Origin of the sequence: Thermocaproicibacter melissae, from assembly GCF_024498295.1 — a bacterium.
GTDB classification, from domain to species: Bacteria; Bacillota; Clostridia; order Oscillospirales; family Acutalibacteraceae; genus Thermocaproicibacter; species Thermocaproicibacter melissae.
The window spans coordinates 1-19,378 of sequence record NZ_CP101828.1 but is presented as its reverse complement, the minus strand read 5'-3'; the positions used below and the strand labels follow the sequence as shown (position 1 = coordinate 19,378).

At 44.0% G+C, this 19,378-nt stretch carries 14 protein-coding genes, 1 CRISPR repeat array and 1 riboswitch; of the genes, 4 read left to right on the top strand and 10 right to left on the bottom strand.

Annotation, left to right across the window (positions count from 1 at the left end; genetic code table 11):
• Nucleotides 1-79: 79 nt before the first annotated feature.
• The gene (locus NOG13_RS09440; protein WP_283111215.1) at nt 80-661 is read right to left on the bottom strand and encodes a TetR/AcrR family transcriptional regulator; all 582 of its coding nucleotides are present in this window, start codon (nt 659-661) and stop codon (nt 80-82) included.
• A 127-nt stretch (nt 662-788) separates the two neighbouring features.
• Nucleotides 789-870: riboswitch (cyclic di-GMP riboswitch) on the top strand.
• 278 nt (nt 871-1,148) lie between these two features.
• Here NOG13_RS09440 and NOG13_RS09435 point away from each other — a divergent pair.
• Nucleotides 1,149-1,628 carry a hypothetical protein gene (locus NOG13_RS09435; RefSeq protein ID WP_283111214.1) on the top strand — a complete coding sequence of 160 codons (480 nt, stop codon included), beginning with the start codon at nt 1,149-1,151 and terminating at the stop codon, nt 1,626-1,628.
• The gene (locus NOG13_RS09430; RefSeq protein ID WP_283111213.1) at nt 1,628-3,199 is read left to right on the top strand and encodes a methyl-accepting chemotaxis protein; all 1,572 of its coding nucleotides are present in this window, start codon (nt 1,628-1,630) and stop codon (nt 3,197-3,199) included. Before NOG13_RS09435 ends, NOG13_RS09430 begins: the two co-directional genes overlap by 1 nt.
• Nucleotides 3,200-3,266: 67 nt before the next feature.
• Here NOG13_RS09430 and NOG13_RS09425 read toward each other — a convergent pair whose 3' ends face one another.
• Nucleotides 3,267-4,142: an aldose 1-epimerase family protein gene (locus NOG13_RS09425; protein ID WP_283111212.1), complete on the bottom strand. Its 876-nt coding sequence runs from the start codon at nt 4,140-4,142 to the stop codon at nt 3,267-3,269.
• A gap of 207 nt (nt 4,143-4,349) precedes the next feature.
• Entirely contained in the window at nt 4,350-6,791 is a 2,442-nt protein-coding gene (gene ligD / locus NOG13_RS09420; protein WP_283111211.1) for a DNA ligase D, read from the bottom strand.
• A 125-nt stretch (nt 6,792-6,916) separates the two neighbouring features.
• Here ligD and ku point away from each other — a divergent pair, with 125 nt between their 5' ends.
• Nucleotides 6,917-7,738, top strand: coding sequence for a non-homologous end joining protein Ku (gene ku, locus NOG13_RS09415; protein ID WP_283111210.1), 822 nt, complete (start codon nt 6,917-6,919; stop codon nt 7,736-7,738).
• Nucleotides 7,739-7,951: 213 nt separating this feature from the next.
• On the opposite strand, the gene csm6 is transcribed toward ku, so the two are convergent.
• From csm6 to cas10, 7 genes are all read right to left on the bottom strand, one after another.
• On the bottom strand, nt 7,952-9,286 hold the full coding sequence (gene csm6 / locus NOG13_RS09410; protein WP_283111209.1) for a type III-A CRISPR-associated CARF protein Csm6: 1,335 nt from the start codon (nt 9,284-9,286) through the stop codon (nt 7,952-7,954).
• Nucleotides 9,287-9,331: 45 nt separating this feature from the next.
• A CRISPR array of direct repeats spans nt 9,332-11,089; the repeat unit is 32 nt; unit sequence ATTTCCGTCCCCGCACGGGGGTGAATTGCAAC.
• 169 nt (nt 11,090-11,258) lie between these two features.
• The gene (gene cas6, locus NOG13_RS09405; protein ID WP_283111221.1) at nt 11,259-11,987 is read right to left on the bottom strand and encodes a CRISPR system precrRNA processing endoribonuclease RAMP protein Cas6; all 729 of its coding nucleotides are present in this window, start codon (nt 11,985-11,987) and stop codon (nt 11,259-11,261) included.
• Nucleotides 11,984-13,105, bottom strand: a complete 1,122-nt coding sequence (gene csm5 / locus NOG13_RS09400; protein WP_283111220.1) for a type III-A CRISPR-associated RAMP protein Csm5 — start codon at nt 13,103-13,105, stop codon at nt 11,984-11,986. The genes cas6 and csm5 overlap by 4 nt, the downstream gene beginning before the upstream one ends.
• Nucleotides 13,102-14,082 carry a type III-A CRISPR-associated RAMP protein Csm4 gene (gene csm4, locus NOG13_RS09395; RefSeq protein WP_283111219.1) on the bottom strand — a complete coding sequence of 327 codons (981 nt, stop codon included), beginning with the start codon at nt 14,080-14,082 and terminating at the stop codon, nt 13,102-13,104. The genes csm5 and csm4 overlap by 4 nt, the downstream gene beginning before the upstream one ends.
• Nucleotides 14,063-14,758, bottom strand: a complete 696-nt coding sequence (gene csm3 / locus NOG13_RS09390; RefSeq protein WP_283111218.1) for a type III-A CRISPR-associated RAMP protein Csm3 — start codon at nt 14,756-14,758, stop codon at nt 14,063-14,065. The genes csm4 and csm3 overlap by 20 nt, the downstream gene beginning before the upstream one ends.
• Before the next feature lie 14 nt (nt 14,759-14,772).
• A complete protein-coding gene (gene csm2 / locus NOG13_RS09385) occupies nt 14,773-15,279 on the bottom strand; it encodes a type III-A CRISPR-associated protein Csm2 (protein ID WP_283111217.1) in 507 nt (168 codons plus the stop codon).
• Nucleotides 15,276-17,576, bottom strand: a complete 2,301-nt coding sequence (gene cas10, locus NOG13_RS09380) for a type III-A CRISPR-associated protein Cas10/Csm1 (RefSeq protein WP_283111216.1) — start codon at nt 17,574-17,576, stop codon at nt 15,276-15,278. Before cas10 ends, csm2 begins: the two co-directional genes overlap by 4 nt.
• Nucleotides 17,577-17,927: 351 nt before the next feature.
• Here cas10 and NOG13_RS09375 point away from each other — a divergent pair, with 351 nt between their 5' ends.
• Nucleotides 17,928-19,349 carry an IS1182 family transposase gene (locus tag NOG13_RS09375; protein ID WP_283109454.1) on the top strand — a complete coding sequence of 474 codons (1,422 nt, stop codon included), beginning with the start codon at nt 17,928-17,930 and terminating at the stop codon, nt 19,347-19,349.
• Nucleotides 19,350-19,378: the final 29 nt, after the last annotated feature.

The window sequence follows — 19,378 nt, the reverse complement described above, 5'->3', positions numbered from 1 at the left end:
AGAGAAGAATTCTTTGGAATTCTTCTCTGTTTTTTTTGATTCTATATAATCCAAGGTTCTACGAACAAAATGCAGCGATTCAGCTCGTTAATACGTTTCCTATTTGGGCTGTAATCAGTTGAATCTTATCAGTCAAAGAAAAACTATAATTTTGCATTCTCCAGCTTAATGTAACAGACATCATAGTGCCCATCATTACATAAGCGAGTGATTCCGCATCAACTTGGCGGGTAAATTCGTTGTTATCAATTCCCCTTTGAATCAGTTTTTTCAAATAAGTGACTCGGCGTAGGAACATATCAGATATGTATTTTGAAAGATCTTTTTCGTGCCGGAACGGATCAAAGGAATTTAGGATCCCTGCCATGTGCGGATGTTCCATGTATAATTTCAAATATTCTGAAATGAATTTTTCTATTGCCTTTATGGAGGAAGTGTTTTCAGATTCGATTGATTGAGTGATTTTATTAAAAAAATCATTATAGTAATCCAAAACACTTTTTACTAAGTCGTTTTTGTCTTTGAAATGTTTGTAGATTGCTGCATCCGATATATTTTGTCTTTTGCCCAGTTCATGAATAGTTAAACCTTGGTAACCAAGGTCATCTATAATCTCAATTGCAGTAATTATCAGGTTTGTTTTTCTGTGTGCAGAATCCATTTTTTTCAACTCCAGCCTTTTAAATTATAAAATTCATTGACAAAAAGTCAACATAATGCATAATCGGAACCATATGGGAAAATTTTTGTTTATAATGTTAGTGAATGTTTACTAACTAATATATTTTTTTATGAATTAGCAAATCCATCGAAAGTTGGAGACGCAAAGCCACGGGTCTAATGTTTTACAATGACAGCCGGGTTGCCATTTTTTATGATCGTGGTGCAATGTACTGCGGTCTTTTTTATATTAATCATAATTTATTTGGACCCGAATCTATTGATCCTCAGCCATATGATCTAATGAATGTACAAGCAGTAAAGGAATGTCGTTTTACCGTGGAAATAACGCACTTGCGTTATCAATATAAAAACTTAAGGAGGAAGTAATTAGACATGGGAACATGCCACTAATATACACGGCAAAATTAGTTTTACTATTGGATGCAGAATAGCTATGGCAAAAAATCTCAAAGAGGTAATAGGGTATGTTAAAAAAAGTCAAGGTAACGTCATTGAAAAAAAGCTTATTAGCAAAAATGCTGTTGCTCATTGGACTTCCGGTTGCGATTATTTTTAGCATTACAGCTGTCATTGTATTAAAAGACGTAAAACAATCGGTCACACAATTAACAACAAATCACCTAACTGCTGAATCTCAGTCAGTTGCAAATCAAATCAACAACTATTTTTCAAAATACTCAGAAATTATCCGTCAAATGGAATCAAATGAATTAATTCGGCAATACCTCCAGAAACCCCTTGCAGAAAAAACATCCATACAGGGTTATAAAGATGTAAAACAAACTACTGATAACATTTATAATACGGATCCCGATAATATATCTTCAGCATGGATCGCAGATTGCGAATCCAATACGATGGTTTCAAACGAAAAAGATGCACTTTACCAAATTACTCTATCGGAAAGGCCTTGGTACAAATTAGCTGTTGAGAAAAAAATTTAGTGGTTATCGAGCCTTATACCGATGCGATTACAGGTTCCATGGTTATGAGCATGGTCGCGCCTATCTATAAAACCGGAACATCGGATTTAATCGGTTTTGTCGGAATTGATATTACGATAGACCAGCTCTACGAAACAATGGAAAGTAAAAAGATAGGTGAAACGGGCTTTTGCATCCTTGCTACCGCTGATGGTCAGCTGATTTATCATCCGGACTCGTCTCTGAAAGCGAAACGTGTCACGGAATCCAATATGTCGAAAAACGTAATCAGCGCAATCCAGAATAAAACGGCAGGTGCGATTACATATACTGCCATGAATCAAACCATTCACGGGTATTTATCCACGGTTGGCACTACAGGGTGGACAGTAACTACGGGTTTGCCGGACAGTGAATTCAATAGCTTTTATTCTTCCACGAAGAAAGCTGCTTTAGCGGTTTTCATGGTTTCTGTGCTCGTATTGATCGCATTGATTATTGTCATGTCCAGAAACATCGTCAAGCCTTTGGCAATACTGAGAAATGCTGCAAATCAAATCGCAGACGGCGATCTGGATGTTTCGATTAATGTGAAATCCTCGGACGAAGTTGGACAGGTCTCCACCGCTTTTTCCAGAACAGTGAGTCGCTTGAAGCAGTATATCGAATATATTAATGAAGTGTCATCTGTTTTGAATCAAGTTGCCGACGGAGATCTAACTTTTGAATTACATTGCGACTATGTCGGTGAATTCTCAAAGATTAAGGATTCGCTCGAAAACATAAAAACCACTCTTGTCAAATCATTATCGGAAATTAACATTTCTGCCGATGAGGTTGCAAACGGTTCCAACCAAGTTTCAGATGCGTCACAGTCTCTTGCTCAGGGTGCCGCTGAGCAGGCTAGCTCCATCGAAGAACTTTCTGCGACAATCAGCGAAATTTCTGCAGACGTGAGAGTCAATGCTACCGACGCTGCCAAAGCAAGCAAAAAAGTTGACGAAGTAAGCGCTGAACTCAATGAAAGTAAAATGCGAATGCAAGAAATGATCACCGCTATGGGAAAGATCAGCAGTGCTTCCAATGAGATTGAAAAAATCATCAAGACCATTGAAGATATTGCGTTCCAGACGAATATTCTTGCACTAAACGCAGCAGTGGAAGCCGCCAGAGCAGGGGAGGCAGGTAAAGGCTTTGCGGTTGTCGCCGATGAAGTAAGGAACCTTGCAAGTAAAAGTGCCGATGCAGCAAAGGAGACAGCTGTACTGATTGAAAACTCCATCCGGGAAGTGCAGGTCGGCACGGAAATTGCCGATACAACCGCAAATACACTTTTGCAAGTTGTAGAACACTCGCAAGAAGTTGCCTCTGCGGTGAATAATATTTCACGCATGTCCAATGAGCAGGCCGACTCAATCAATCAGGTAACGCAGGGGATTGAACAAATTTCAAGCGTCGTGCAGACCAACTCTGCAACCGCGCAAGAGAGTGCTGCTGCAAGTGAAGAATTGTCCTCGCAGGCTAATATACTGAAAACCCTTGTACAAAAATTCAAGTTTAATCAAATCGATCGGGATTCAGAAACTGCGTAAGCAGGAATCTGATATCAGAACCATGCCCAAGAAACAACTTGTTTCTTGGGCCATTCTATTTTGGAATTTACAATAAGGTTATATCGAAAGAATGAGTTGCAGAGGCGTTCGGGGCAAGAATTTTAACGCCGCGCTTATGTTCAAAAACGTCATCTTCATCGCTGCAGGTACTTAAGCCTGTCCAAGGTTCAATGGCGACGAAATTGCCACCGTTCTTGCTTGACCAAACAACAAGATAATCAAAACCAGCAAAATCAACTTTTACGCCTCTGCCGGTTTTGGGATTATACAATTTTACGGAGCGGGATTTCAACTGGTCAAAGATCTGCGCGTCATAGCTAAACCAGGAACGGTGAAGCGGAAATACCTTTTCATTGTTCAAAATCACAGTGCGGTGTTCTACGTCAACCAGCCCGTTAATCATACGCGGGCAGCAAGCGTATTCTTTCTGGTCAAACTCAACTACATAATCCTCAAATGCTTCCCCACTAAATAATGGGCAGTTAAATGCGGGGTGAGCACCCACAAAATACGGCATCGGTTCTTTGTCTTTGTTGATTACGGTATAGGAAGTTGTCAGTGTTTTCCCATTGAGCGAATATTTGACCTGAAATTCAAAATCATAAGGAAATTTTTCTTTGGATTCCGGCGTAGAACAAACAGAAAACGTAGCGGAACTTTCGGTGCTGTCTATCAGCGTAAATTCCATGTGCCTTACAACGCCATGCCGGTTCATGTGGCAGGTTTTACTGCCGCCAATCGTTGCGGTGTTGTTGCGGAGACTGCCGACGATCGGAAACAAAACAGGGGATTGCGAAGCCCAGTAGGCCGGGTCACCCTGCCAAAGATACTGTGTTCCCTCATTGTCCATCAGGGAAGTCATCTCTGCACCCAGAGATTTGATTTCAGCGCTGGCAAAATCACTCTTAATTCTTTGATTCATAGTATTCCTCCTGATTCGTTTATAGATTTGCTGATAAAAGGTCAAGATAGGCCAAATTAATAAGAGCAATCCTTAGACATTATACACCCATTTGCCTTCCAAAATAGTCGCTATTCCATTTCAATTGTCATAAATCGCCTTGTGTAAATGTTATGGCCAGTTGGAATGAGAATTCGTCCCCGTTTTTTTGGCAATGGGGAAGGAGGCTCATTTTAACTGCTGGTCTATCTGGAAGAAGCCATCCCAAGGATCTTTGCCGTTTTTGATTCTTTTCAGGGCTTCCGTCATCGTAATGCCATCCGGCGCCACAGTGTCTAACTCATCCCAGCCGATTGGCATGGAAACTCTGGCGCCTTTTCTCGCTCGAATTGAATATGGAGCGATGCTCGTGGCCCCTCTGGCGTTTCGAATCCAGTCGATGAAGATTCTGTTTTTCCGCTTTTCCTTCCGGATATTGCTTGTGTACCGGTCAGGCCATTTCTGCTCCATTACTTCGGCAATTTGTTTTGCAAAGTCGTGAAAGCGCTCCCAGTCGGCCGACGGCCGAAAAGGAACGACCACATGATACCCCTTGCCGCCACTTGTTTTCAGAAACGAAGTGAGGGAGAGTTGGTCGATAATGCTTTTCACATCCTTCACTCCTTGCCGAACCTGCCCAAGGTCCATCCCCTCGTCCGGGTCGAGGTCGAAAACCATGATGTCCGGTTTTTCAAGGCTGTCTACACGGCTGCCCCAGGTGTGAAATTCGAGCGTACCCATCTGCGCTTCCGAAATTAAACCGGAAATATCCTTTATATAAAAGTACTCTTCCTCTTCACCGTTGCTGTTTGGTACCTTCAACGTTACAACACCCTGACTGCCCGGCCCGGGATGTTTTTTGAAAAAACAGGCCTGCGAGATTCCCTTTGGGCAGCGCACGATGCTTAGCAGCCGGTTCGATACATAGGGAAGCATGCGGGATGCAACCTGCTCGTAATACTGAACCACATCAGCTTTTGTGATGTCGGGATTTTCAAACAAGATTTTATCCGGATGGGTTATTTTGACACCCTCTACGACCAGTTCGCTTTGCTCGTCTTCCATTGATTTTTCCCTGCTTTCAGCGGATTCGTGAAAAGAGTCGTCGTTCGGTGTTTCTTTTCGTATCGTTTTCGGGTCTTTATCCGTACGAAGGCCCTTGAAGCTGGCTTGACGCAGCAGCCCTTCGCTTGTCCATTCCGCAAATTTAATTTCCGCAGCCAGCTTTGGCTCCAGCCAAGTGATTTTTTCATTTGAGCGTACCCGCGGAGGGTTCATAAAAGGACTTGCTTCGCTTTTTATTCCGGCAAATTTGCTTTCAAGCTCTGCCATGCTTCGGGCGCTGAGACCGGTTCCGGCACGCCCGACATAGATTAGGTTGTCTCCTTCGTATACGCCGAGCAGCAGGGAACTTATCCCGCTTTCTTTTTTATCGGTTTGCGTGTATCCGCCGATGACAAATTCCTGCCGCTTTTCGCATTTTAATTTTATCCAGTCGCCGTTTCGCGTACCGCTGTAAACGGAGTCCTCCTTTTTCCCAACGATTCCTTCCAGGTTCGCTTGGCGAGCCGCCTGAAAACATTCTTCGCCTCTGCCTGCAATATGCTGACTGTAATGGAGATTTTTCGGAGCGCCCTCCATAAGAGTTTCCAGCGCTTTTTTTCGTTCAATTAGAGGGTGCTGTCTGAAATCTTCCCCGTCAAGCGCCAAAAGGTCAAAAACAATATAAGTTAAATTTTTCCCCGTCGGATGCCGCATATAGTTTTGCAGTGCTTGGAAATCCGTTCTGCCGTTGTCATCCGTAACTGTCATCTCGCCGTCCAGAACCATTGCCCTTCCTGCGGCTAAATCAATCAGCGAGCTGGCTACTTCCGGAAACCGTTCCGTGTAATCATTTCCGTTTCGGGTCATAAGGCGAACGCGGTTGCCTTCGAGATATGCCAAAATCCGGTATCCGTCGTATTTGACTTCATACAGCCAGTCATTGCCTTCCGGCACTTTGTTGACCATTTTTGCAAGCTGCACTTCGGTCTTTTGGAAGGGATTATGGGTGAATTTCTCTGCTGTTCCCGCTTCGATTTCTTCCATTGTGCGGCCCGTGCGGACACTTGTTGTGAAATCAGAAATTCCATCGGAAGATTGGACATATTCATCCTTTTCCTTAAGCAAAAGCCAATTGTTTTTCTCTTTCTCATCTTTTGCTTTCATCCTCACGAGCGCCCATTTTCCTTTCAGGCGTCTGCCGTGCAGAACAAATTTGAGAGAACCTAGGCGAAGCCCTTCGTCAACATCTACCTGAGGGCTCCAGATGCCTTCATCCCAGATCATGACGGTTCCACCGCCGTATTCACCCTTTGGAATCGTTCCCTCAAAATTCCGATATTCCAGCGGATGATTTTCCACCTGCACGGCAAGTCTTTTGTCGCGAGGATTGTAGGAAGGACCTTTCGGTACCGCCCAACTTAAAAGGACGCCGTCCCATTCTAGGCGAAAGTCAAAATGATCGCTGCGTGCGAGGTGATGCTGGACAACGAATTTTAGATTCTCTCCGCTTTCCTCGGGCTGATTCCCCGGTTCGCCGGTGCGTTCAAAGTTGCGTTTTCGAATATACTCCTCAAGTTTTTCTGCCATGAATATCCCTTCCAGCTGCTTGCTTCTTCAATATTATCCGCGCACTGTTTCCATTTATCCTCTTTACGGATTCGCTCAATTTATTTCACAAGTACTTTGGTTATACTAAAGCGGAGGTGATTCTTATGGCAATTGCGTATCATTCGGTGATTTCGTTTGGGCTGGTGGCAATTCCCGTCTCGCTGTATACGGCAACGCAGGATAACGATATTCATTTTAATCAATTGCACAAAGAAGACCAGAGCCGCGTGCGGTATAAAAAGACATGCGCTCACTGCGGGAAAGAATTGAAAAGCGAGGATATTATCAAAGGTTACGAGTACGATAAGGATCATTATGTAGTTATTACCGACGAGGAAATCGAAAAAATCAAAACGGAGAAGGAAAAGTCGATTCAGATTCTCCACTTCGCGCAGTTGAACCAGATTTCGCCGGTTTATTATGACAAGACATATCAGGCCATACCGGATAAAGGCGGGGAAAAGGCATTTGAACTTCTCCGGGCGGCTTTGATGAAGCAGCAAAAAGTTGCAATCGGGAAAACCGTGCTGGGAGCAAAGGACACGTTAATGGCGATTATCCCACGCGAGAACGGAATCTTGATTTCCACCATGTTTTATCAGGACGATATCAAAGCATTGCAAAGGTCATATGATGTTCCTCAGCCGACCGAGGAAGAAATGAAAATGGCTGAAGTGCTCATCAATTCCATGGATACGCCGTTTGATCCGTCTCAATATAAAGATGAATATCAGGAAAGGCTCAAACAGCTCATCGAAGCAAAAATAGCTGGGAAGGAAGTTGTCGCGGCCAACCCGGATGAATCCACCGGCAAGGTGATTGACCTGATGGATGCGCTGAAAGCCAGTATTGAAAAACAGCAGCAAAGCAAAGCAAATTCAGAAGCGCCCTCCGGGAAAAAGACGAATAAGAAGAAGGGTGCCTAATCGTGCGCTTCGCCGGACTGTCCGTCACCAAGCGGCATCAGGATTCATATAATAAGGCTTCCGAAGATTTCAATATCCTCGGAAGCCTTAATTCATTGAAACAATCGGCAAGCCTTACTCAGAAAGTTATCCGGCTATTTGCCATTGAAGAAAATCGAAAGAGAGATTTCAGCTCAAAATCAAGCCTTCCGCTATTGAACTGCTACGCTTCGGTTATAGGCTGTTCATAATTAGCGTGTTGACTCTGTCATAAATATCGAAAATCTCCTCTTTGCATTCTTTTCCATAACAGGCAACAAGCAGCTTGCGTAACGTAACCAGAATCTTATTTGACGTAACACCCATCTTTTCCAAATCGCTTTCATCCATACCATAGAGAGAATGTGCCGACGTATTGCGCTGCCCATTAATGGTTTCACAGGTTTTGAAAAACTTTATGTAATGGTTGGACTCTTCATCTTTGTCAGCTATTGCATCAAGTATCCTGTTGTATAGGAAGATGCTTGGGGATGTATCCTTTAACCCGTCTTTCAAAGAATTATCGAGCATCTCGAGTAATTTTGGGTTAACAGCGCCGATTTTATCCCGGCTGATTATTTCTTTATGTGATGTTTGCACTTTGATTTGTTCACAGTCGAAATGAAACTTTTTCAACAAATATAGTTCCTGCATTCGAATGACAAACGGATTCAGACGCAGAATAAATTCCGTAATTTTCCCTGTCTTGCTCAAATTCTGGAGAACGAGAAAGAATTCCGCTGTTTCCCGGCACTTTACGTTTTTAATCGGGAACAGATCGATGCCGAAATCTTTTCTGCTTACCAGCTTTTCCGCTTCTCTTGTTTTAAGGTCTTGACGCAAACGCAGATGCTCCGTCAACGTCATTGCGGTGGATGTTTTCAGGAGGTCAGAGTTTTCAAACAAAATCTTCAAGGACTCATATTCATAGTTGTCAAGCAGCGCTTGCACTTGCCGCATGGCAAGTGCTTTTTTCATGGATAAAAACTTAGGCTCCCGACAGCGGTTTTCCGCACCGGGTAAATTATCTTCATTTAATTCAATCTCAGCGTCTACATTATATCCCGCTTGAACCGTGTTTTGACTGACATTTGCCTTCCCTTGATGCGTTTTTACCTGTATAACCCTCGCCTTTCGAAACTTTATGCTGTCAGCTAAGAGAAATACTGCAACTTTCATTTGAGGAGTCCCGGAGCTTACATTAAACAGAATCTCAGCATCGGGATTTTCATTCAAAATTCTTGTCAAGTAATCTTTGAAGAGGTCATCGAACGCGTCAAAATCGGAAACGTCTTCGATGCCGCAGGGCAAATACTCGATTTCGACATTCTGATGAAAATCGGCATTAAATTTCTGGATGGCTTTGTTGTACCGGTCATCTTTATTCTTCCATTCTTCCATTTCCTTTGAAAGGACAATGTAAACTTTCTGCGGCAGATAATGCCGGATAATATGAAGCATTGCGCCGTCTCTGTGATCGCGTACCGGGTCGGTTTTCCCAACGCATGTAAACAAAACGCGTTTTTCCATTTTTCATTTTCCTTTCTATTGAAGTTTTGAAATACAGGGGTTCAAGGCTTTGTCCCCGCACGGGGGTGAATTGCAACCTTGGACTTTTGGTTCTTGGAGTTATACTGTACAATTTCCGTCCCCGCACGGGGGTGAATTGCAACGCGTTAAGTGCGTCCATTGAGAACCAGTCAACCCTAAATTTCCGTCCCCGCACGGGGGTGAATTGCAACGCTTCCGCCGCCTGCTCCGCGCCATGCCGATTGTATTTCCGTCCCCGCACGGGGGTGAATTGCAACCTGTCCCCTTCAACAATTAGGTTCCTTGATAATATATTTCCGTCCCCGCACGGGGGTGAATTGCAACATTCACTCCTCTCTGGTTTGTGGGCATAGGCAAGCCAATTTCCGTCCCCGCACGGGGGTGAATTGCAACCTGTCATTTTCTGCGCCACAAACAGGCACAAAGATTTCCGTCCCCGCACGGGGGTGAATTGCAACTTAGGAGGCTAAAGAATAATGACAGGCTATAGTAATTTCCGTCCCCGCACGGGGGTGAATTGCAACCTTTCTTCGTGTCGTCCCAGATGTCGATATTACAATTTCCGTCCCCGCACGGGGGTGAATTGCAACTTATATTTCTTGTTATAAACGATAATATCTAAGATTTCCGTCCCCGCACGGGGGTGAATTGCAACTTATAAAAAAATTAGGAATCGAAGTCAATGAAGAAATTTCCGTCCCCGCACGGGGGTGAATTGCAACTTCTTTTTCACGAGACATCGCGTTTCACTCCCAAATTTCCGTCCCCGCACGGGGGTGAATTGCAACCTTAATCATGCTTTTAAGTCCACTATCATCAAACATTTCCGTCCCCGCACGGGGGTGAATTGCAACTGGCGAAATTTATACCGATTTGAGCAATCCGGAGATTTCCGTCCCCGCACGGGGGTGAATTGCAACTCTTGGCGACCTTGGAATCCAACCGCATATTGATATTTCCGTCCCCGCACGGGGGTGAATTGCAACCTGACATAACCTGAATCAAGCACAATTTCATCACCATTTCCGTCCCCGCACGGGGGTGAATTGCAACCCACAAAGTGATTAGGTTGTACACTGCTAAATTAATTTCCGTCCCCGCACGGGGGTGAATTGCAACATGATGTTATTTTAATTGATATTGATGATGCTGAAATTTCCGTCCCCGCACGGGGGTGAATTGCAACTCATCATTATTTTAAGATATCAATAGGGGGTAGAATTTCCGTCCCCGCACGGGGGTGAATTGCAACAAGGAGGCATTTAAATTATGGATTTAAACTTACATTTCCGTCCCCGCACGGGGGTGAATTGCAACGGTTTACGGATGTGGTGCCAGGCGAAAAAAGGTTATTTCCGTCCCCGCACGGGGGTGAATTGCAACGTGATCAAAGAAACCGGTAAACTGGCGGATAAGGATTTCCGTCCCCGCACGGGGGTGAATTGCAACCTGCCGCTGAACTGGCGGTTATTGTCCCGATCCCGATTTCCGTCCCCGCACGGGGGTGAATTGCAACCTGATGCTGATGTACGGCCCATGCTGGACGCTTTGATTTCCGTCCCCGCACGGGGGTGAATTGCAACGATAATGGCCGGGGAATCAAGCCACGCGCAAGCAATTTCCGTCCCCGCACGGGGGTGAATTGCAACTCAGTCGTCTTGACTGCCTGTGCAGTCAAGGACATTTCCGTCCCCGCACGGGGGTGAATTGCAACGCGTGTCGCCCGCTTTTACGGTATAGGTTTTCTCGGATTTCCGTCCCCGCACGGGGGTGAATTGCAACGGCAGAGGTAAAAAATATAGACTGTATGCGTTCTGCCGAACGTATTGGTGCGAACTTACAGAAAAACAACTTTCTGCGGACTTCAAAAGCGGTAGAAAATTGAAAAAGTACAGATAAATTCTGCGGTGCGAACCTCTGTGTTAAGTCATGCGCATACAGGGTCCGCACTTCAAATTGTCACGCCGCCCATACCGAGTGACGTCTTTATCCCAAGGCCGGTAAACCGCAGACCGTTCATCAGCATGTTGAAAAGCCGGGTCATCGGTTCCGGCCCATAAACGGAAAGCGTCACGTTCCCTAGGAATGACTGAATATGAACGTCTTTTAGCCCAAAATATGCGCTTGATAAGCGATAGCCGTTAATAATCGTATGTTCCATGAGCTGACGGATGGCTTCGTCATCGTCAACCGATACGGAAAGTCCCAGTGCGTTCCATTTTGTTGCTGCGCTGTGCAAGATTAGCTCAGGTGTGGGGAAAACAGCATAGCGGTTATTGGTTTTAAAAGTGGTCGGTGTCAGCAAATGGAGGGTAACTTTCTTCTGCACCTGCGGCAAAGAATAATACGGCTTTACAAGGTCGTCTTCTCCAAAGATTTGGATTTTTGGTTCTCCGGCCGTCAATGTGCAATTATACTTTGTCAAATGATAATTTCGTGTTTTTTGCAAAAGCGGAAGAAGACAGTTTTCTGCCTCGGTATTAAGCAGATTCACGGTTAAAATCGCAGAGTTTTTCCCGCAGGGAGTCAGATATTGGTTCATCGAACGGGATTCGTGCAGCGCATCGGCCTGCTCCGGCTGCAGCAAATCCATCCAAGCCCCGTAGAGATAATAGGCGAACTCGGGGAGAATCCGAACGTTCTCCGGCGCAACAAGCGGCATTTTTACTTGAGTAATCATGAAATTTCTACCTCGCAGCGGCCCATGAGATAGAATTTTCCATCATATTGGGTGCATTTCAGCATGTGCGGGGAAACGCCTTTCTCGATGTCTTCCTCGTGATGCGCAGCTGAGCGTTTCATGAGCTCCGCGGTGAGGGGGAGGCTTTCGTCTTTCAGCATCGAATAAAGGATGGTTTTCGATGCAAAGCCGGCGCCGCCGCCCAAAAACAGTTCCGTTCCATTGGAAGGTGTCGCATCCATACCGCGAATCTTCGGAAAATGGGACAGAAAATACCTGCTTTGTATTTCGAAGGCATGCTGGATTGCGCTTTGAATGGATGATACATCCAAATTAGCTGCCCCCAAGACTTGCCTGTCCAGTGTAAGCACATGCTCACTGACAACTCCGGGGCGGATACATTCCCGCGCTACGTTTGTCTTGCCAGGGTTTCCGTTGATACTGAAGTCAACTTTTTTACAGAGCGTAAGGGCATCAATGCTCAAAGGTTTTCCGTCGGTGATTTGAATTCCTTTCATCACGGAAGTAACCGCATTTTTTGCCGAAACTTCCTTTCCATAGCTATCGTAATATTTTAATAAATTCAGGCACTCTGTCTCTACGTTTTCCGATTCCTGCTGAAATTCTTTCCGCCATTTGTTGCTGTTCAGCTTATCCAAATATCCACTTATACGGTCTGTATAATTTCTTTTGTAGGTCATGTCAGCGAGAATGGCAGTGCGAATGGCACCTTTCAGACTGCTGCCCGGAATATAGGGGCGACCATAGGCATCCTTTACAAAGAGCTGGATTCCGGTCAAATTATACCCGCTGGCGGTGTCCATGGCATTACCCGCATAGACGGAGTAGGACTGAACGGAACGAATTTCATCCTGCTTCAAATGTTGACTACTCATCCAAAAATACAAATCTTTCTGATTCCCCAGAATAAAATCCTCATAGGCACTTAATAAATTTTTGGATTCCAGTAATTGAAATAGTTTCTGCTGGTTTACAAATCTGATTTCCTTCCTTTGGGGTATGAACAAATATTCCTTTTTGGTAAGGCTGTCTCCGGAACCGATAAATACGGGTGAGAGGGTTTTTATCCTCAAATGATATTGTTTTAGGTAACTCATACATTCACCCCCGCAAACATCGGTTTCAAATATCGGTACACCGGATGAGCGCCGCCTTGTGCCAAATCAAGAAATTCGCCGGAATAAGTTCTCTCTACACAGGTACCGGGCGCTAAAGCGTAAACAGTTTTCTTCTTCTGAAATTCGGCAGCATACTTGGTTGACTGAATAAACCCGCCCCTGCGGCACAGAACAAAGTGTCCGTCTGTCAAAGCCTCTTCCATCTCTTCCTCTTTCGGCAAAGATGTATTAAGCGTTATGTAATAGTCCGCGTTTCGATTCAAGAGAAGCTCCAGCAAAGTGCAAATGGAAGGATCTTTAGACGTTTCCATTGCGATTGGCTCGTCGTAACGGAATTTCCCGAGGCCTGCGCTTCTCTTTCCGCCGATTCCGTTATAAGAAAGGCTGGAAAGGAGTTTTTCAAACAGTTTTTTCGCATCTTCCGTTTCTGCCCCGACAATCAAGTAGAGGCCGCAGTTGTCATTGAAATAGACACTTCCGACAAAATACGGTAGGGTAGCCTCTTGCCCGGAAATCGCAACACACTGCCGTTTTACCGGAAATACCAAATCTTTTTGTAAGCTAAGAGCACGGCGAATATCAAACGGCGTAGAATCGGAAGCCGATAAATACTCATGAAACATCGAAAGAGGAATAAAGGAAAGCTTCTTCATGAGCTTTCTGTCTTTCGGATTCGACAGCGGATGCACCGACTGCTTTCGAAAAGCCGGTTTTGGCAGAAAATATTCGTTTTCGCGGAAAGGCAAGGCATCCGAAAACAAAATCTGAACATTTTTCGCGAGGTCCACCCAGCGGTTCAGTGTGTCTTGTCCATACAAAACAGCCTCTGTGCAAAGGGCCGAATAGACCGTATCAGAATGAATAGTTATTTCGGCCGAAGCCAGATTATCTAGGCCGGAATCGTTGCCAATATGAAGTGCAGTTAAAAAATTCAGCCTATACAGATAATACTTCACTATCTTCCACTTCCTTCAGGATCTCGGACAATTCCTGCACCGTATTGGGGTCAAGGCAACTTTCAATGGCTTGAACGGCAAAATTGCGAAATGCGACTTTCCCGTATCCGCGTGTTCCGTGCCCGCCGAGATAATCCATCTGCAGCAGCTTAAATCCGTTCGCCAGATTTTGAAAATCTTCCTTTACTTCCTGCTCATTCATGACATCGTAGACGAGGCAGAAGTCGAAAATCGTCCCACGGATGACACGTTCAATCTGGCGGGGATTGGCAATCCCGCACATGCGGGAAATGGTATTTTCGTATTTCACTTCTGTTGTACCGACTTCTTTAAGCAACTTTTCGTTCTCTTCCTTGAGGAAGCAATCACAAAATTGCAGGCGGGTAGGCAGCAATTTCGGATTCTGTTCTGTCGCTTTACTGGTGCCGAACAGCCTTGCTACTTCCGCGGGGTCTTCGTTCGGTTCCTTTAATCGATAGGAGTCCGAAAGATTTCGTGCCATCAATGTCCGCAGTTTACCCTTGAGGGAACTTCCCGGAATAATCGGCTGCTGTGTTATCGCGTCCTTGATGACAGGTGAATCTACCGCCCCGATTGCGGAAAACTCATTGGAACCACCAATATGCATACCGGTCAGAACATGAAGATCTGCCGTAATTTTTAATTTACCGTACATATCTCTTACTCCCTTCAATCTTTTTCGCTGTTGTAAAACTTATGATATGCTACCAGCGCTTCCATGTAGCGTGCATAACGTATGTAACGAGCCTTGCTGTTTCCAATAAAATCAAGGGCATCAATCACGCCGGTCACCTTACAAAAGTTTTCTACATCCTCTTCCCGGCCGGCTTCATAAATCAAACGAAGCTTCAGATAGCGTATTTCGCTGACGATGGTTTCCGGTAAATCTTCATTTTGCATCACGATTTTGTTATAAAGTTGATTGACTAGTGCTAAAATGTTCCGAATTTTAGAACTTGTTAACTTTCTAAAATACCTTTTATCCGGCTGTTTTTTATCCGGCTTCCCCAAAGAAAGGATGTTCTTTTCGGCTATTGTTACATAATCGGCGTTTTCTTTTAGAAATTCCGGCATCTCTTTTTTCTGCTGTAAATTGTAGCCCTGATTCGTTGGAAAACGATGGGTATTGAATCCCATGCTTTTTCTTGACTCATTGTGGTAATCTTGTAAATTCATTTGTCATCCACACTCCTCTTTAAATAAAAATAAATTGTAATTGCGGTTAACAGTTGCTGCCGATCTTCCGCATTTAGAATCCAACCGTACATTTTTAAAGAGAACTTAGAGTAAACTTCCAGAAGTTCGGAATTTTTCTCCGAAGGAGCCATACGCGCCAAAAGATAGGCAAAACGAGCAATGTTGATTCTTTCATTTGGATTGCGCTGTGTTTCCTCAATATAGGACTTCAGACGATAGAGAAATGCATTTCCGTTCGCGGATTCCATTGATTTGGTATGGGAAAAATAATCCTGCAGGAGCCTGAGCTTTTCTCCGATGACCTTTTCTATGAAGTCTTTCCAATGGTAGCAATGCACTGCAGCAGAACGATATACTCCATCGGAATCTTTTTGAATCTGTACACCAAACAGCGCAACAGCATCTTTTTTCTCATCCATTGACTTAGCGGCATCCACAAGTTCTTCTGTTTCTTGCGCCATTGCGGACAAAGGATACTTTACTTCAAACATTCCGATACCTGCCGATAAGCTCAACGCTCCAGCCGTATACTTTTCAAAGCTTTTCCGTAAATTAACTGCCGTGTCTATCACATCATTCCAAGCACCGACTAAAAATAAATCGTCGCCGCCGGAATAGACCATCACAAGTTTCTTTTTCTGTGAAGGCGTATCGGTCAATGAAAACAGTTCTTCTTTTAGAGTCCCATTCACAATTTTTTGCAGATAATGTTTAAAGAAAAGGGACAATTTCTTAGATAGTGCTGCCGTCAGCAAAAGCGGACAATATCCCGATGAACCGGCGGAATCAAAACCTTTCATGAAGGCCAAGCCGAGGTTATCTACGTCAGCACGCAAAACGGCAATTCGCTTGATTCCTTCCGTTTCTTCAGAAATCTGTTCGAACGTTGCCATTTCATTCTTAACAGTGTAGGCATATGTACCCATTTCAAACCTTTGCCCAGGTCCATTTTCTCCACGGTGATAGACCTCAACAATTTGATTGTTAGGGATCTCAGAGAGCTTCTGCGGATTCAAAAAGTAAAGATAATCCGTACGTGCACAAGTGGAGGGAAGTTTAAGGCTCGGTAAATTATTTTGCAGTTCTTGATTCAGAATAACAATACAAAGCGATTCATCCAAAAGAAAGGACGAAACAGAAATAAAATCATTGCATAACGTGCAGACACCCTTCGAGTCGATTTCCCGATTGCTTCTGGAACAAATTCTGCATTCTCTTTCATGTTGCTGATCCGATTTTCTGTTTAGCTGCAAAATTTGTTTCGACTTATAACGGTCTGCCTTATTTGCCGATAGTTCTGTCGACAGTCGAATAAAAATATTATTATATTGAGATTGGTCTGTGCTGAGGAACAAATCGGCCGCAGAACATTCTGTGTATGCATAGGCTATGTATAAAGCGATATCATAGTTTTCCAGCAGCCAGTTGTTGATGCTGTTCATACATGACTCTATAGCATTCTTTGTATTCTCTGTGTTCGGAAGCAGCAGATATGCCCGACCGCCGCCCGAATAGATTCTATTCGAGCACGGGAGACCTAAGGTTCGAAGGATGCTGTTAATAATATGTTCTAGTAGAATATCAATGTAAAAGGAGCGGCTCCTTAAGGATTTCAACACTCCCTCTCCTGATACGGTGTAAATGAATTTCTGAATGCCCGAAATATCGCATGAGAATAGCAGCAGTGATTTTTCTTGATAAAATTCATTTTCGGATGCAGGATTAAATAAATTTCGATTATTTGTAAGGTATTGGTAGAAACAAGCACATAAAGCAGTGCTGAATTTCAATTTATCCGCTAAGGAAAGGTAACTTCCCGCAGAATTGATTTTGTCTGGTAGAAATGAAAGAGTATTTTCGCATACATCTAATATTTCATTTAGATTGCTTTCATTTGCTGATATCATACTCAAATCATTCAGGAAAACATTTAAAAGTTCAGCTTGTTGCTCGGAATTAATTTCCGCATTTTCCGTTGGATAGGGAATCAAGTTCGGCTGCGGCGGCACATCATACTTATGAGTCCCATTTTGGAAAAGAAGATTAAAAATGCTGTTTAGGCGATTGGCTTGTTTTAGCTTACTGTCTTTTTCTTCCATCGTCACACAGTGATCGATACATTTCAGGATAAACTCAAATGTATCGGACTTTGATTCCCCCGATAAAAAATTGTTTATAACAGATGTGAAGCGCGAATAGGAATCACTCCCTTGAAAAAACGGACGCAAATGAAGTACTAGATTTTGAATGGATAAGTTAAAAATGTCCCGTTCCATTTTTCATCCTCCGACATTAAAATAATCTTGCTTCTTACTTGCAAGTGAATGAGTTTCATATACCCGCATTTGCTGTGAATTACAATTCAACTTGGTATTTAATTTGTAAATTAACTTTATGTGGAAATTATATGTCGTTTTTTGTAATATTTCAAGGAAATTTGTTAAATGTAAATAAATTATTTTCCAATAGACGAAATTATCCGAAATTAACTTATATCGATTTTTAGATTCCAAGCATAAAAAGATAAGGCTGATAACATTATGTTATCAGCCCAGCCTGTCGAAAAAGTCCAGTGAAAGCTGGGCTTTTTCGTTGTAAAATGGTAAAATATAGACAGGTGATGAAAGATGCTGGAACGGGAAAAACTACGCAGAGATGCAGTGGAATTTGTGAATACAGACCTATTGGTGCCGGGAAATCATCTGCTGCGAAAGATTGACAGCGCGGTAGATTTTAGCCATATTTATGATTTTGTAGAAGATTTGTATTGTGAGGGCAACGGTCGTCCTAGTGTGGACCCGGTCGTCCTGTTTAAGATTGTTCTGATCCAGCATCTGTACGGAATTCCCTCTTTACGCCGGACGATGCAGGAAATCAATATGAATATCGCGTATCGGTGGTTTCTGGGATATACACTGAACGAGGAGCTGCCGCATTTCTCCACTGTGAGTTACAATTTTAAGCACCGGTTCACAGAGGAAACCGTGGAGCAGGTGTTTTCGTGGATTTTGCAGGAGGCAAATTACGCCGGATATTTGGAGCCGGAAGCAGTATTTGTGGATGGGACGCATATCAAAGCAAACGCCAACATCAACAAAAAGATCAAAAAGGCAGTTCCTCAGGCGGCAAAGCGATATGCCTCAGAATTAATGGAAGAGGTTAACGCTGACCGGGAAGATCATGGGAAGAAGCCATTCGACAGTACTCCGAAACCGCCGAAGGAAAAAGAAATCATGGTGTCCAAAACAGACCCGGAAAGCGGGTTGTTCCAAAAGGGAGAACACAAGAAGTGCTTTGCCTACGAAGCACATACGGCCTGCGACAAACACAATTTTGTCCTTGACGTTGAGGTGACTCCGGGAAACGTACATGACAGTGTAGCATTTGACGCGGTCTATGGCAAAGTGACTCAACGGTTTCCTGAAATTGAAACGGTGGTGGCGGACGCCGCATACAAAACGCCGCATATCTGTAAACGGGTGTTTGACGACGGGCGGGTACTTTCCACAGCATACAAGCGGCCAATGACCAAAGCAGGAAATCTGGAATGGTGGAAGTATGTATACGACGAATATTATGACTGTGTGATCTGCCCGGAATATCAGGTTCTGCATTATGCAACAACCAACCGTGAGGGATACCGGGAATACAAAAGCCGGAGTTACATCTGCGAAAAATGTCCATTCCGTTCTCGCTGCACCGAGAGTAAAAGCTGTACGAAAACCGTAACGCGGCATGTGTGGCAGGATTATGTGGAGCTTGCGGAAGATATCAGGCACACACCGAAATACAAAGAGCTTTACAAAAAACGAAAAGAAACCATTGAGCGTGTCTTCGCCGATGCAAAAGTGAAATATGGGATGCGGTACACGCTCTACCGGGGCTTAACTCAAGTGACGAATTGGGTTAAGCTTAAGTTTGCTGCCATGAATCTCAAAAAGCTGGCAATGTGGAAATGGAGGGATGGCCATCCCTCCGGGTTTTTATTGATTTTACTTTGCTTATTTTCCTATCCTGCATATTATCAAGAGAACCCATCCTTCGTTTAACCGCGTTGGATGGGTTCTTCGACAATCTG